At 49.8% G+C, this 15,186-nt stretch carries 12 protein-coding genes, 1 pseudogene and 1 other annotated feature; of the genes and pseudogenes, 3 read left to right on the plus strand and 10 right to left on the minus strand.

The window, feature by feature from the left end; translation table 11 throughout:
- Nucleotides 1–337: 337 nt before the first annotated feature.
- The gene (elyC, locus tag BIY29_RS16400) at nucleotides 338–1,189 is read left to right on the plus strand and encodes an envelope biogenesis factor ElyC (protein WP_121576138.1); all 852 of its coding nucleotides are present in this window, start codon (nucleotides 338–340) and stop codon (nucleotides 1,187–1,189) included.
- On the opposite strand, the gene BIY29_RS16405 is transcribed toward elyC, so the two are convergent.
- The 8 genes and pseudogenes from BIY29_RS16405 to BIY29_RS16445 all read right to left on the minus strand — a co-directional run bounded on the left by BIY29_RS16405 (nucleotide 1,141) and on the right by BIY29_RS16445 (nucleotide 10,384).
- Nucleotides 1,141–2,034, minus strand: coding sequence for a YcbJ family phosphotransferase (locus BIY29_RS16405; protein WP_121576139.1), 894 nt, complete (start codon nucleotides 2,032–2,034; stop codon nucleotides 1,141–1,143). The genes elyC and BIY29_RS16405 overlap by 49 nt on opposite strands.
- A gap of 137 nt (nucleotides 2,035–2,171) precedes the next feature.
- Entirely contained in the window at nucleotides 2,172–2,924 is a 753-nt protein-coding gene (gene kdsB, locus BIY29_RS16410) for a 3-deoxy-manno-octulosonate cytidylyltransferase (RefSeq protein WP_121576140.1), read from the minus strand.
- The gene (locus BIY29_RS16415; protein WP_121576141.1) at nucleotides 2,921–3,103 is read right to left on the minus strand and encodes a Trm112 family protein; all 183 of its coding nucleotides are present in this window, start codon (nucleotides 3,101–3,103) and stop codon (nucleotides 2,921–2,923) included. The genes kdsB and BIY29_RS16415 overlap by 4 nt, the downstream gene beginning before the upstream one ends.
- 173 nt (nucleotides 3,104–3,276) lie before the next feature.
- Nucleotides 3,277–4,290, minus strand: coding sequence for a tetraacyldisaccharide 4'-kinase (gene lpxK, locus BIY29_RS16420; protein ID WP_121576142.1), 1,014 nt, complete (start codon nucleotides 4,288–4,290; stop codon nucleotides 3,277–3,279).
- Nucleotides 4,287–6,035: a lipid A ABC transporter ATP-binding protein/permease MsbA gene (msbA, locus tag BIY29_RS16425; protein ID WP_121576143.1), complete on the minus strand. Its 1,749-nt coding sequence runs from the start codon at nucleotides 6,033–6,035 to the stop codon at nucleotides 4,287–4,289. The genes lpxK and msbA overlap by 4 nt, the downstream gene beginning before the upstream one ends.
- 37 nt (nucleotides 6,036–6,072) lie before the next feature.
- Entirely contained in the window at nucleotides 6,073–8,343 is a 2,271-nt protein-coding gene (locus BIY29_RS16430; RefSeq protein WP_420808430.1) for a ComEC family protein, read from the minus strand.
- 400 nt (nucleotides 8,344–8,743) lie between these two features.
- Nucleotides 8,744–9,061, minus strand: a complete 318-nt coding sequence (gene tmaR, locus BIY29_RS16435) for a PTS system regulator TmaR (RefSeq protein WP_121576145.1) — start codon at nucleotides 9,059–9,061, stop codon at nucleotides 8,744–8,746.
- Between the two features lie 316 nt (nucleotides 9,062–9,377).
- Nucleotides 9,378–10,384: pseudogene (locus BIY29_RS16445) on the minus strand (iron chelate uptake ABC transporter family permease subunit).
- A 180-nt stretch (nucleotides 10,385–10,564) separates the two neighbouring features.
- On the opposite strand from BIY29_RS16445, the gene sbcB reads away from it, so the two are divergent.
- On the plus strand, nucleotides 10,565–11,992 hold the full coding sequence (gene sbcB / locus BIY29_RS16450) for an exodeoxyribonuclease I (RefSeq protein ID WP_121576146.1): 1,428 nt from the start codon (nucleotides 10,565–10,567) through the stop codon (nucleotides 11,990–11,992).
- A gap of 92 nt (nucleotides 11,993–12,084) precedes the next feature.
- Here the strand turns inward: sbcB and BIY29_RS16455 are convergent, their stop codons facing one another.
- Both BIY29_RS16455 and BIY29_RS16460 read right to left on the minus strand, forming a co-directional pair.
- Nucleotides 12,085–12,840: a flagellar brake protein gene (locus tag BIY29_RS16455; RefSeq protein ID WP_121576147.1), complete on the minus strand. Its 756-nt coding sequence runs from the start codon at nucleotides 12,838–12,840 to the stop codon at nucleotides 12,085–12,087.
- A gap of 190 nt (nucleotides 12,841–13,030) precedes the next feature.
- Nucleotides 13,031–13,858: an SDR family oxidoreductase gene (locus tag BIY29_RS16460; protein ID WP_121576159.1), complete on the minus strand. Its 828-nt coding sequence runs from the start codon at nucleotides 13,856–13,858 to the stop codon at nucleotides 13,031–13,033.
- A 195-nt stretch (nucleotides 13,859–14,053) separates the two neighbouring features.
- Nucleotides 14,054–14,175, plus strand: a sequence feature (His leader region).
- 111 nt (nucleotides 14,176–14,286) lie between these two features.
- Here BIY29_RS16460 and hisG point away from each other — a divergent pair.
- Nucleotides 14,287–15,186: an ATP phosphoribosyltransferase gene (hisG, locus tag BIY29_RS16470; protein WP_121576148.1), complete on the plus strand. Its 900-nt coding sequence runs from the start codon at nucleotides 14,287–14,289 to the stop codon at nucleotides 15,184–15,186.

Genomic DNA, 15,186 nt, shown 5'->3' on the forward strand with positions numbered 1-15,186 from the left:
CCCCCCCGCCCGCATCGAGAACGCTTAAGGAGCCATCGGGAAACTGAGCCAGCAGACCGCTGAGATCTTGCCATAATACCGCCTGTCGCAGTTTCCCCTTAGTGGTGCCATAAATGTTCTGGGCAAACTTTTCAGCGATATCGTTAAAATTGCGATCCTGCATCGGTCAATGGTTCCGCATTATGATCATCATGGACGAGTGAAAAAGCGTTCGGTTATCGCGCTCACCGGTTTTGTTTCAATCTGCCATTTTGGCACAGGCTGGCTTAGAATAAATCGTCTTACCGCATGATATCTTCCCGGATGCGGTTTTTTCACCCAAAAGGAACACTATTTTATGCTTTTCGCCCTAAAAAAATTTGTTGGCGGCCTGATGCAACCTCTTCCGCTGCTTTTATTATTGATGGGCCTGGGTTTATTGCTGATAGGGTTTACTCGCTGGCAACGCGGCGGTAAGACGCTGATTGGGATTAGCTGGCTTACCCTGGTGCTGATCAGTATTCAGCCCGTTGCCGATCGGCTTTTGTTGCCGTTGGAAAAGCACTATCCAACCTGGCGGCAGGGCCAGCCTAAAGCGAATTACATTGTGGTATTGGGCGGCGGGTACACCTATAACCCAGACTGGGCGCCAAGCTCTAACCTCATCAGCAACAGCTTGCCACGCGTCACTGAAGGTATTCGGCTGTATTACGCCAACCCTGGCGCAAAAATGATTTTCACCGGGGCCGCCGCGCAAGGCAACCCGATGAGCAGTGCTAAAACCGCAGCGTTGGTTGCTGAGAGCTTAGGTATCCCGACGGCGGATATAGTGACGTTGGATACGCCCAGGGATACGGAAGAAGAAGCCATCAGTACGGCAAAAATTGTCGGCAAACAGCCGTTTTTGCTGGTGACATCGGCTAATCATTTACCACGCGCTATCCGTTTTTTCCAGGCGCAGGGACTGAACCCTATCCCCGCCCCTGCCAATCAGATGGCCATAACAACGGCACTGAATCCGTGGGAGAAGGTATTCCCTTCAGCATACTATCTGTCGCATAGCGAACGGGCATGGTATGAAATATTAGGACGGATCTGGCAAAGTCTGAAAGGCATCTCGCCAGCGCAGGATACGCCGGATAAACAAGGCCGCGTTGATATTCACTCCAGCCAGGGAGACAGTTCGCGTGAAGCCATATCAAACAATTGACGATCCAATTGTCCAGTATGGATATAGCGGGAGACGGCCTCCCAGATAATGTACAGCCAGCGGCGGGAAACAAATGACTCGGCAACCGGCGCTTTGCTGAGATAACGATATAACAGTTGTTCAGGCATACCCGATTCGCATAAGCGGATCAGGTCGTATTCTCTGGGAGCCCAAAGCATCATGCCCGGATTAATCATCGCCAGTAGCTGATCGCTACGCGCATCTTTCAGCATACTACGCAAAGAGAGATTACCGTGCACCAATACACAATTGTCGTTGAAGTCACCAAACAAACCGGGTAAGCACTGACGGGAGCGGTATAGCAGACTGCGATCCTTTTGTGTTAATAACGGCGCGTTAATATTAAGCAATGTGGACCACAAGACTTCCAACCTCTGACGATACCAGCTAAACCAGTCATTTTCCTGTGTACTCTCGACAGAACCGACACAACCGTGGCTATCAATACGGTGCCAGGCCAGCACATTCTCGACGATTTGATCCATCAGCAACGTCCAGCGCTGCGCCGTACGGGGAGGCGCTTCAACAGAGACACCTCGCAGACGCTCGATCAGTAACAGCTCTTTATAGGGAGACTGCTGAGTAATAACCAAACCGTATACCGTCGGTAATCGAACATCACCTTCCCGCGCCAGCATAGAAAGTTTGTAACCTTCCTGCTGCGCCACTCCCTGGCAGACGTAGCCTTTGGCTAGCAAGGGAATGGCGTTACCTTCTTTATCATACAAAGCATAAAGATGCGCATAGGGTTGTTCACTAACACACTCCAGCCGACTCAGACTTTCCCCAAGTACCGTGCTTAATTCAGCTTTCAACTGTTCCATAAACGGCTATACCTCTTTAGAGCATAATCGCTCCAACTCTGATCATGCGGATAGCGAGTGACAATTTCCTCAATATAGATCAAATAAAAGAAGAATCAGTGGCGGCCCGGGGAATCACCGCCTCTGAATAGGTTCGATCAGTCACCTGCCATCAATACCCGTACGCGGGCTAAATCTTCCGGCGTATCAACCCCTACGCTGGGAACCGCTTTTGCCACGGCAACGTGGATTTTTTCGCCGTACCATAAGACCCGAAGCTGCTCCAGCAACTCAATTTGTTCTAACTGACTGGGCGGCCAACTGATATAGCGGCGCACAAAACCCGCCCGGTATGCGTAGATGCCAATGTGCCGCAAAAAGTGCGTGCCGATGGTGTCTTTCGAATGAGCAAAGCGCTCACGATCCCACGGGATCGTTGCACGAGAAAAATACAGCGCATAGCCCTCCGCATCCGTTACGACTTTAACCGCATTGGGGTTGAAGGCTTCTTCACTGGTTTCAATCGGCACCGCCAGTGTTGCCATTCCCGCTTGGCAGGTTGCCAGATTCTCAGCGACCTGACGGATGATCACCGGCGGGATCAAGGGTTCGTCACCCTGCACATTTACGATGATTTCATCATCGGAAAACCCATAGCGCTCTATAACCTCAGCCAAACGCTCAGTACCGGAATTATGATCCGGGCTGGTCAGGCAAACCTCGCCACCAGACTGCCTGACCACCGTCTGAACATCTGGATGGTCGGTGGCGACAATAACACGCTGCGCCCCCGACTCCAGCGCACGCTCCATAACATGCACAACCATTGGCTTACCATTGATATCTGCCAGCGGTTTGCCAGGCAGACGGCTTGAAGCAAAGCGCGCCGGAATAATGACATTGAAATTCATTGTGTGATCTCGTCAGCCCCTAGCTTACGCGCCTCGTGCTCCAGCAGAACAGGAATGCCGTCACGCACGGGATAAGCCAGACCATCAACCTTGCATATCAGTTCCTGCTTTTCTTTATTAAAGTACAACCGTCCGTTACATAGCGGACAGGCCACAATTTCAAGCAAACGGTGATCCATGCTTCCTCCATTAAGAACTATCTATGCTCATCGTCTTTCAAATCACAGGGGGGGTGGTTTCCTGCATCTCGAAAAAAACGCCGGGAGCGTTTTTCAACAACGCACAGTGTTGGCCCGGTGGCAGACAGGATAGCCCACCATAAATCTATTAGGTTAAAATAAAACAAACATCATCAATTAGTAAGCTGGCGTCTGCCTTGCTGCGACAGCTTAAGCATAACGTCCAATCGACTGAGCAGGTGTGTGGCAGATGGCTCAGACAACACGGCGTCTACAGGCAGATACCACCAGTTCTGGCAGGCAAATGCTCTGCATTTAACCGCATCCTTTTCCGTCATCAGCAATGGCTGTATTTTATCCAGAGTTAGCTGTTTTAGTCGGTCAACCTGATAGCTTTGGTGATCGGCAAATGCCACTTCACGTGAAATACTCACACCAGCATCACGCAGCGTAGTAAAAAAACGCTGAGGATGACCAATGCCCGCCATCGCCACCACGTTTTGTAACTGATTAACCGGGCATTTTTCCCCAGAGGCCAGATTAATCGCCATCCCTGCCGTCAAATGCATTGCGATCTCCCCGGATTGAGCGGTTCCGCCATTTACAATAACCGCATCCACCGAGCGCAACCGGCTTTCACGTTCACGCATTGGACCTGCCGGCAACCACCAGCCATTGCCAAAACGCCGAATGCCATCAACAACCACCAGTTCTACATCACGGGCTAGCGCATAATGTTGTAATCCATCATCGGTTATCACCACATCCAGCGGATACCACGCCAGCAGCGCCTCCACAGCCAGACGACGCTTAGGCGCAACCGCCACGGGCACGCCGGTGCGTTGATAAATCAGCACAGGCTCATCGCCAGCCTGGGCCGTGGTTACTTCATCGTCAACCAGCAGTGGATAACGTTTCGCTCTGCCGCCGTAACCGCGGGAAACAACGCCGACCCGATACCCTTTCCGCCGTAAATGCTCTACCAGCCAGATAACGATCGGAGTCTTGCCATTGCCCCCCGCCGTCAGATTTCCCACCACAATCACCGGCACTGGCGAACGCCAGCTTTTACGCCATCCCCAGCGATAACTTTGGCGTATCAAAAAAGTAATAAGCCCATATAACACCGACAAGGGTATCAATAGCCAATAAAGCGGCGAGCGGCCTGACCAGATGCGCTCAATCATTCGCCGAACTGCATTTTATGCAATTGAGCGTAAGGGCCATTATTTGCCAGCAGCGCGGTATGTTCACCGCGTTCAATAATGCGCCCATCTTCAACAACCAGAATCTCATCGGCTTTCTCAATGGTAGACAGCCGGTGTGCAATAACCAGTGCGGTACGATCTTTCTGTAACTCATCCAGCGCGGCCTGAATCGCACGCTCAGACTCCGTATCCAATGCCGAGGTCGCCTCATCCAACACCAGAATAGGACAGTTACGCAGCAATGCGCGGGCGATGGCGATTCGCTGACGCTGCCCACCAGAAAGCAGGACGCCATTCTCTCCGATCATGGTGTCCAGTCCGTTTTCCATCTTGCTGATGAAATCCATTGCATGTGCCATTTTAGCCGCCCGCTCTATCTCTTCCCGGCTATAGCGATCATCACAGGCATAGGCGATATTATTGGCGATCGTGTCATTAAACAGGTGTACATTCTGTGACACCAACGCAACCTGGCTACGCAGCGACGCCAGCGTGTACTCACGAAGGTCATGACCATCCAACAGAATTTCGCCGGACTGTATATCATAGAAACGGGTTATCAGATTGGCGATGGTTGACTTACCCGATCCCGAACGGCCAACCAGTGCAACGGTTTTACCTGGCGGAATATGCAGACTGATATTTTTCAGCGCCAGGTTCTCTCTTCCCTCATAGGCAAAATCAACATTGCGGAATACAAGATCGCCCTTTGCCCGACCAAGTTCCAGCTTGCCAGTATCCTTTTCCTGTTCCATATCCAGAATGGCAAACAGCGTCTGACAAGCGGCCATACCGCGCTGGAACTGCGCGTTGACGTTAGTCAGCGACTTTAATGGGCGCATCAGTGCAATCATGGATGAGAAAACAACGGTAATAGTCCCGGCGGTCAGCGTATCCATCACGCTTGGGAAACTGGCGGCATACAAAACAAAGGCCAGCGCCAGTGAAGCAATCAATTGAATGATAGGATCAGAAATGGATGAGGCAGACACCAGCTTCATACCCTGCTGGCGCATCCGGTTACTGACTTTATCGAAACGCTGCGCTTCGACATTCTGGCCGCCGAAAATCAGCACCTCTTTATGGCCTTTCAACATCTGCTCTGCGCTGGTTGTCACCAGCCCCATTGTATCCTGCATATTTTTGCTGATATTACGGAAACGTTTGGATACAAGCCGAATAGCCACAGACACAATTGGTGCGATCACAATCAGGATAAGAGATAGCTGCCAGCTATAATAAAACATCAGTATGAAGAGACCAATTATGGATGCCCCTTCCCTGACAACGGTAATTAATGCGTTTGAGGATGACGCGGCAACCTGTTCCGAATCATAAGTAATGCGGGATAACAGTGTGCCCGTCGATTGCTGATCAAAAAAGGCGACAGGCATCCCCATAATATGGGCGAACAGCCGACGACGCATGTTCATGACCACCTTCCCGGACACCCAGGCAACGCAATAGCTTGAAACAAAACCCGATGTGCCGCGCATTAACATCAGCCCAATGACCATTAACGGCATCCAGACCAAAACAGAGCGATCGGCTTTACCAAATCCTTCATCAAGCAAAGGTTTAAGCAAGGATAACATTAACGTATCGCCAGCCGCGTTAATAACCAGCGCGGTCGCGGCGACAATCAGCCCCGCTCGATAAGGAGAGATCATCGGCCATAGGCGACGAAAAGTCTGCCAGGTGGAGAGATCTTTATCATTCAACATGCAATAAACCTGAGCCAGGAAGAAATAGCCGCCTATTTTACTCATTATACCGCCCTACGCCAAACCACCGATGATACCAACGAGGCGATATTTGTTCTCTAAAACGAAGTATTTGCCATGAATCGTTGAAAAAACGCACACTCAACTGCCCTGATGTCGCCGTATCAAACCATTCATAACCATGCTGACGATAGCGTTCCACAATTTTTACCGCAGGCAGTCGCCAAGGATTGTAGCGCGCAACGGAAGCCACTACGTACTGCGCATTGACAGCACGGATAAAAGGCGGAAAAGACGAACTGTCACTTCCATGATGAGGAATTTGTAACAAATCCGCCGCCAACGCATTTCTCTGCCATTTAATCAGTTTCTGCTCGGCTTCAGATTCAATATCGCCAGTTAATAACACGCGGTATTTGCCATCATCAACGCGAACAACACATGAATCATTATTTTCCGCCCGGTTTACCTGGCGTACTGGCCACAAAACGGTAAAGGTCAATCCCTGCCACCGCCAGCTTGCTCCCTGCTGGCAGGGCTGATGATCCGTCTGTCTAAACGGGCTGAAAATTTGTGCATCGGGATAGGCCGATCTCAAAACGGCTAATCCGCCAACATGATCCATATGGCTATGGCTCAAAATAATTTTTTCCACCACCAGTCCGCGCCAGCGCAGATAGGGTAGTATTTCTCTTGTCGCCATATCGCCGCCGTTCCAACGGTTTCCGGTATCGTACAATATGGCTTTCCCATTCTGCTCAATAACCACGGCAAGTCCGTGACCAACATCCAGCATGTCGACACGCCAGTTTGGTTCATCGTGTTTTATCCGTGATACGGCCAGGAGCATGATTATCGCCACAACACTGGTGGGATAATATCGCCACCATTCAAAGCGCCAGACAACCACGAGCAACCATCCGGCTATACTGCCGATAAGCAGGGAGGCTTCAAGATTAAGCCACCCTGTTTGCATGGATATCAACGGAAAAAACACCGCTCTTAGCGACACATCTGCCAGCCACCATAGCCAATAATTCAGTTCTGTGATGTACATCACAGGTAATGCCAGTAGCACTAAAGGTGTGGTAATAAATGACACCATTGGCACGGCCCATAGATTTGCCGGTAAAGACGTCAGGCTGAATCCATGAAACATACTGAGTTGCAGTGGCATCAACAGCAGCGTAACACCCGTTTGGAGGTGCAGCCAGCGTAGCCAGAACCAACAAGAACCGGTTTGACAACGTTGCGGTAAGGGCGCCCATTGAAACCAGAAAATCAGTGAAGCCACGGCAAGGCAGGAAAGCCAGAAACTGTCAGACAGTACGCTGAGGGGGTCGCAGGCCAAAATAAGCGCGACACACCATAGCCACACCTGCCAGGGCGAACAAATGACGCCCCTCATTCTCAGCAGTATCCACACCGTGAGCGCCACTGCGGATCTTACGGCAGGTGGATTCCCACCCGCCAGCCACACATATCCCCATGCAATCAGGCCACTGGCGAATAAGGGGAAGCGATAACCAATCCCATAAACGGGCAAAAAATATTGTATAGCCCGTGCAATACCCCAGCCAAACACCGCAGCGAGAGCGATATGCAGCCCGGAAATGGCCATCAGATGTATGGTGCCGGTTTTCTGAAGCGTCATTTTTGTTTCAGGACTCACGGTTTTCATTTCACCAAAAGTCAGCGCTAGTAAAATAGATCGCCACGGCAGTGCCCCTATCTGTTGTTCTGCATGGGAAATAATACGCTGGCGTGGATTGCAGGAGGGGTCGATTGCCTGCGCTGACGTTACTCTTCCTGATAATGGCTGGCGCTTCGATACCGCCCAGCGCTGACTGTCGAACCCTCCTTGATTCAGGCGGCTATGTACGGGGCGAAAATTTGCGACAATCAACCAGCGTTGGCCGCCGCACCAGTGTTGCATATCCTGTGACAGTGTCACCTGTGCATAAAGAGGAGGAAAGATCCAGCGCTGATTTATTTTTTCCAGCCGGATGACGACCTGAGATTCATCAAGTTCGGTAAATCGTATGCTGTTAATCGTTACCACAGCGCTGACCGCACGCTGTGTCGCCTGATCGATTTGTTTGAGTAGTGTCTGTGCCGTTAACCCCGCCCAACAAAAACTGAAAAGCATAGCCGCCATTATCCGTAACCAATAATGACCGCCTTTCAATCCCATCACTACTGACAAGAGCATCCCGCCATATAACACCGTGGCAGAAGGAATTAGCGGCAGGATTAACAATGGCAAAATGCCAAGGATCACGGCAATAGCAAGGTTACTTACGGATATTCTGCTCATCACCCTGCTGCCCTTAGAAAAAGCCGTCTGCCGTTTCAATGTTGTTAGGAAGGTGAATCTTGTTACGTCATCGGCCTTTAATACAGGTCAACATTCAATCAGTGGAATAGGTTGCGCAATAAATGTTATCTATTTCAGTAAATTAGGTAGTGGATATGCGAAGGGCGTCCAGCTTTCGTAGATAAAATGGGTAAAAAACACGCATACGGCACAAGCATGAGACAGCAAAATTCCGGAAGAGGTTTTGACGTCGCATCAGCGACAGTCTATAAAGGTCGCGGCCTGTGATGGCGCGCAACAAAAAAGGAGGAAATATCATGGCAGGGATAAAACAATCAGGGATCGCGGTGCGATCCCTGATTACTACAGCGGTTATGTTCAACCGCTAAGGTTATTTCACTTCACCCATTATTTTCAATTTTTTAGACAATTCGCGACGCTCTTTCGACAGATCGGCATTTTTGATGATGTAATCATCAACACGATCTTCATAATCACTGCGCATACTGGCGATGATCCCCTGAATATCTTCGATGGTCATACCCGGCTTAATATATTCGCTCAGGTTATCAAGCAGTAAAACACGCTTTTGGTTATCTCGAATTTTCTTTTCGTTATCAACGATTTCACGTTGTAGTTTATTTTTACGACGAAACATACGCACAAACTCCAGAACATCCTGGAAACAAGGCTTAGTGTCCTTATCCATTTTTCTACCCTTACTTAAGTCATACACAGATTCTCTATACGCTAACCATACAGGTTAGCAGCTATCTGCGACAAGATGGTTTTCTCGGTAATCCGTCAATTACCGATAATACACGGCGATACGTTGATTATGCACCTGCTCGATAGCCACCGCTGTGTCAAAGATATCTTCCAACACGGCCGAAACCATTATTTCTTGCGGTTTGCCACTGTAGACAATCTGCCCCTGCCACATAGCGATAATATGATCAGGGTAGCCGTAACGTTTTTCAGCACCGCCACATTATTATAGGTTTTAGTTACATCGCCGATCTCAATCACACGGAAACCTTTTTAAGTAACAACAGAATAAACAGTGAACCACCCACAAATTCAATGACGACAGACAACGCACCCGACATATCCATCAAATGTTCAAGGATCAGTTGCCCGCCCACCTGAGAGATAACACCTAACAGGAATGCCGCAGGTAGCAGAAAACGGTGTTGACTGGATCCCACGATCATATAGGCGAGGTTTGCCACCATAAACCCCAGGAAGGTCAACGGCCCGACCAACACTGTCGATATCGCGACCAGAACGGAGACTAAAAACAGGATGATCGTCACACTACGCTTGTAATTCATACCCAGGTTAATGGCGGTATTTCGCCCAGGGCAAAGACATCGAAACGAAAACGCATCCGCCATATCACCAGTGCAATAATAGCGGTCACAAGCGCCGACAAACCGATCAATTCGGGGGTTGCACGGGTAAAGGTGGCAAACATCCGCCCTTGAAGGATGGCAAATTCGCTGGGTGTCAATAGTCTCTGCATCAGATTGGCTGCGCTGCGAAACAGTGTTCCGCAGATGATGCCAACCAAAAGCACCAGATGAAGATTATTGTCACGCCCGGTAAACAGCCAGCGGTAGAGCAATGCCGAAAACAGGACCAACAGCAGCGTTTCGAAAAAAAATTTTCCGCCGACGCCTAAACCAGGGATTCCGCTCACGCCAAAAATAAAAACCAGCGACGTCTGAATCAAGATGAACAGGGCTTCAAATCCCATGATTGACGGCGTCAGAACCCGGTTATTGGTTATCGTCTGGAACAACACGGTTGAAGCACTGGCCGCAAATGCCACCAGCAACATGGTGGCCAGTATCAACCCACGGTGAGCCAGTATGTAGCGCAGGTTGCTGCCAAGATTGATTGTCATGAATACCGCGATCAATCCCAGCGTTAACCCGCCAAGCCAGAGCACTCGCTGGGTCGAGGACAAAGTGAATCGTTTCCCTCTGGCGGCAACCGTCATCGTGGTATTACGTTCATTAACCGACATGGCGTTTTTGACTTTACAATAAGAGCAGGAAAACAGCAGCGCCGATAATGCCGAGGATCACACTGACCGGTATCCGTGCAGGATTTGACTCCCGTCTGGAAAGCGCCACAGAAAAACACATTCAATGATATCCTTATCGTTTCATTAGCATTCAGACCAATCATGTAGCTCAATGTAACTATGGCCGATAAAACACAACCTACGTTTTTCATTCATGACTATGAGACTTTCGGTAAGCATCCGGCCCGTGATCGTCCCGCACAGTTTGCCGGGATACGAACCGATATGGATTTCAATATCATCGGCGAGCCGCTGGTCATCTATTGCAAACCGACGGATGACTATCTGCCAGAGCCTGAAGCGGTGATGATAACCGGTATCACCCCGCAGTTGGCTATGGCCAGAGGTGTGAATGAAGCTGAATTCGCCCGGCATATTCATGATGCATTCAGCGTTCCCGGCACATGCATCATGGGCTACAACAACATCCGTTTCGATGACGAAGTCAGTCGTAATCTTTTTTACCGTAATTTCTATGATCCCTATGCCTATAGCTGGAAAAACGGTAACTCCCGCTGGGATTTACTGGATGCGTTACGTGCATGCTACGCGCTGCGGCCAGAGGGAATTATCTGGCCGGAAAACGATGAGGGGTTGCCCAGTTTCCGGCTTGAGCATTTAACGCAGGCCAATGGCATATCTCACGAACATGCCCATGATGCGATGTCTGACGTCTATGCCACCATCGCTATGGCTCGGTTGCTACAACAAGCTCAACCCAAGCTTTTTGATTATCTGTTCCAGTTGCGCAACAAGAATAAGGTCAATGCTCTGATTGATATTCCACAAATGAAGCCACTGGTTCACGTTTCCGGTATGTTTGGTGCGGCCAGAGGCAACACCAGTCTGGTGGCGCCTCTGGCGTGGCATCCTGATAACCGCAACGCCGTCATTATGTGCGATCTTGCAGGCGATATGACGCCATTGCTGGAGTTGGATGCAGATACCCTCCGCGAGCGGCTGTATACCCGCCGGGATCAACTGACAGCCGATCAACGTGCGGTGCCCATCAAATTGGTTCATATTAATAAGTGCCCGGTGCTTGCTCCCACCAATACGCTACGGCCAGAAGACGCCGCACGGCTGGGTATTGATCGCCAACGTTGTCAGGAAAATTTAACGCTCCTGCGACAACACAGTCAGGTCAGGGAAAAAGCCGTTACGCTGTTTGCCGAGTCTCCGGCATTTACTGCTTCGAACGATGTCGACCTGCGGATCTATGATGGCTTTTTTGGCGATGCCGATCGCATGGCGATGAAGATCATTCAGGAAACCACACCGCAGAATCTGCCCGCGTTGGATGTTAAATTTGTGGATGACCGCCTGGAACCGTTGCTGTTTCGCTATCGCGCCCGCAACTTTCCCAACACGCTGGACGATGGAGAACAACAACGCTGGTTGCAGCATCGGCAGGACGTTTTCACCGCGGAGCGGTTACAGGAATACCTTGCCGAGTTAGATGCGCTTTACCAACGTTATGATGGCGATAAGACAAAGACCGATCTCATTAAGGCGCTTTTTGCCTACGCACAAGACCTGGTGAGCTAATTACGCCGATTAAAAACAGATGAGGGCAAAGAAAGGATTCTTCGCCCTCATATTTATTATGCTGTTGAATATGAATGCTTTTGTTAAAAAAATTACACGTCCTGAAACTTTCTCTTCTTCTCATTCTGTAATCTTTCAAGATCGAAAATAACCTGCTGCAAATCGCGTTCCTGAGCGGCAGACAGCGTTGGAAATTTGAAGCTCAGGCGGTGGGTGATTTTCACCTCACCTTTATTATCAACGTCTTTCATCGTTGACTGACCGACAAACTGCAAATCCAGGCTGAATAAGCCATATTCATTGAGATCCATCTCAACACCACAGATGGTATCCCCTTTTGTTAATAACCCGGTGGTATCCCTGTCGGTATAAAGGCTCAACCCGCCAAGAGAAAGATCCCTAATCGTGAATTGAAAATTGCTTTCATCAGGTAATTCACCACGGCACAGCAGTGGCGGCCAAAGTGGTGTATTGATTCGAAAATAGCTTCTGCGTTGAATTAGATAGAGTAGTTCAGGAAGTTGCGCAGTGAAAGCAGGTAAACCTTGAAAATCAATCGTTCTGGCAATTTCGGCGCTAAACTCAACCTTAGCCCCCGCCGGTTCAGCCACAAAAGCCAACGTCCCGGCATACAATACCCGACTGCTTTCGTGATCGCCCCCCCCCAGGTCAAAAATAAAAATATTATCATTAGGTATGACATCAAGGATTTTACTGATGAACTGACCGCGAGAATGATAGACCATAACAGTCGTATCATTTTTCTTTAATTCACGTAGCGTTGCGCAGATAGCCAGTTTATTACGTTTAACAAACTGCTCTTTCAAATTTTCATCCACTGCTTTCATCCCCACCATTCCATTTAGCCAATGGTATATATTTATGCAGCAACTGAACTACATGCTACAAAATCCTTCAGATCGTATCGGCCTGCGTCGCTCACAACTTTAGGGCAATTTATCAAAAACAAAAAGTAAATGGGTAGGGGAAAGGCTGTTCCAGATCAGTAATTCAAACAACCCAGCGGCCAAATATGTCTCAGTTGAGCGGCATCGTCATCGGATCTGGATACTGATAGTCAAATCCGAGTTCATTACAGATGCGCTGACCGTCCACAATGCGTCCTGAAGAATCAGTTTCATTAGCAACGAACTGCGGTGGAGTTAAGTTGAGTCGCCGTGCCTGATCGGGATAATAATCCTGTTTAGCAGGATGCCCTGGCGCGCAAAGGTTATACAGATGCCCGCCATGCGGATGTTTTAATATTAACTGGATGGCTTCCAGTACATCTTCCTGATGAACCAGGTTCACGCCGTGAGCGCCCCCGGTCAACCCCGTTTTCCCTGCCAGAAAACGGCCAGGATGGCGATCAATACCCACCAGCCCGGCCAGCCGCAGGATATCTACCGACGTATCCGGTAAATGCTGTAGCCACTGTTCGAGCGACAGCAGCACCTTGCCAGCGACGGATACGGGTTGCAGCGACGAGTTTTCCCGTACGATGCCTGTAGTATTGCCATACACGGATGTTGAACTGGTGAAGATAATCCGCGACACGTTAAAAACCCGGGCAGTATTAACCAGTTGCTGCACCGCCTGAGCATAATTTTCCCCGCCCCGCGCCGTTCGGCTGGCGGGTAAAGTAATAATAAGCGCATCAACCTGCAATAAGGCAGTTAGCTCATCAGTATTGCACTCCAGCTCAGGCGTCAGCCTGAGCTGGTAACACTCAACACCACTCATCCGCGTGGCTTCAACGCCGTCAATCGTTGTTTTGCTGCCGACAACCTGATAGCCATGGTTTTTCAGCGCCAACGCCAGCGGCATACCTAACCAACCCAGCCCGACAATCGCCACTTTCTTCATCTTTAGCTCCCCCCGATCATGCACCGCAAAATTCATCTGATACCCGTTTGCCTGTGACATCCTGCATAACCTGGCGCCCCACATCCAGTAAAAAAGTGTTGCACAAATACCCGTACATGGTTTAGGTTATCCGCCAGAGAGTGAATATATTGATACAACCAAGAGATATATTATGACAAGCGTTCTGTTTAACCACCATCATCACCATCACCCTGACTAGTCTTTCAGGCGATTGGTGCTGGAAGACACGCAGATCTTCCAGTGGCGCAGAACGAAAAGAGAGCCCTCGGAAGATCATCTTCCGAGGGTTTTTTTATGGCGTACAATCCTGGCACGCCACCCTGCGGGCCGTTGCACCGCAAGGTTAAAAAACGTTCCCGACCGATTTTTTAGAATAGTTTTTAATTTGACTGGTTAATGAGGTTTCCATGCTGGATAAAACACGTTTACGGATAGCAATGCAGAAGTCAGGCCGCCTGAGCGACGATTCACGCGAACTGCTGGCGCGCTGTGGTATTAAGATCAATTTGCAACAACAGCGTCTTATTGCGTTTGCGGAAAACATGCCTATCGATATTCTGCGCGTCCGTGATGACGATATCCCCGGTTTGGTCATGGATGGCGTAGTCGATTTGGGTATCATTGGCGAAAACGTGCTGGAAGAAGAACTACTCAACCGCCGGGCGCAAGGCGAAGACCCACGCTATTTTACGCTGCGCCGTCTGGACTTTGGTGGCTGTCGTTTGTCGCTGGCAATGCCGCTGGACGAAGAGTATGCCGGTCCGCAGTGTCTGAAAGACAAACGTATCGCCACCTCTTATCCTCACTTGCTCAAGCAATATCTCGACAATCAATCCATCAATTTCAAATCCTGCCTGCTGAACGGCTCCGTCGAAGTTGCTCCTCGCGCCGGGCTGGCTGATGCCATTTGCGATCTGGTTTCGACCGGGGCGACGCTGGAGGCCAACGGCCTGCGCGAAGTTGAAGTCATTTACCGTTCCAAAGCCTGCCTGATTCAGCGCGACGGCGAAATGTCCGCCGACAAGCAGCAGTTAATCGACAAATTACTGACCAGGATGCAAGGCGTGATTCAGGCGCGTGAATCAAAATATATTATGCTGCACGCGCCCAGCGAACGTCTGGATGAAGTCATTTCATTATTACCCGGTGCCGAACGCCCGACCATTCTGCCGCTAGCGGGCGATCAGAGCCGGGTTGCCATGCACATGGTCAGCAGCGAAACCCTGTTCTGGGAAACCATGGAAAAACTGAAGTCGCTCGGCGCCAGTTCCATTCTGGTGTTGCCGATTGAGAAAATGATGGAGTAA

It is taken from the genome of Brenneria alni, from assembly GCF_003666245.1.
In the GTDB taxonomy this organism is placed as follows: domain Bacteria; phylum Pseudomonadota; class Gammaproteobacteria; order Enterobacterales; family Enterobacteriaceae; genus Brenneria; species Brenneria alni.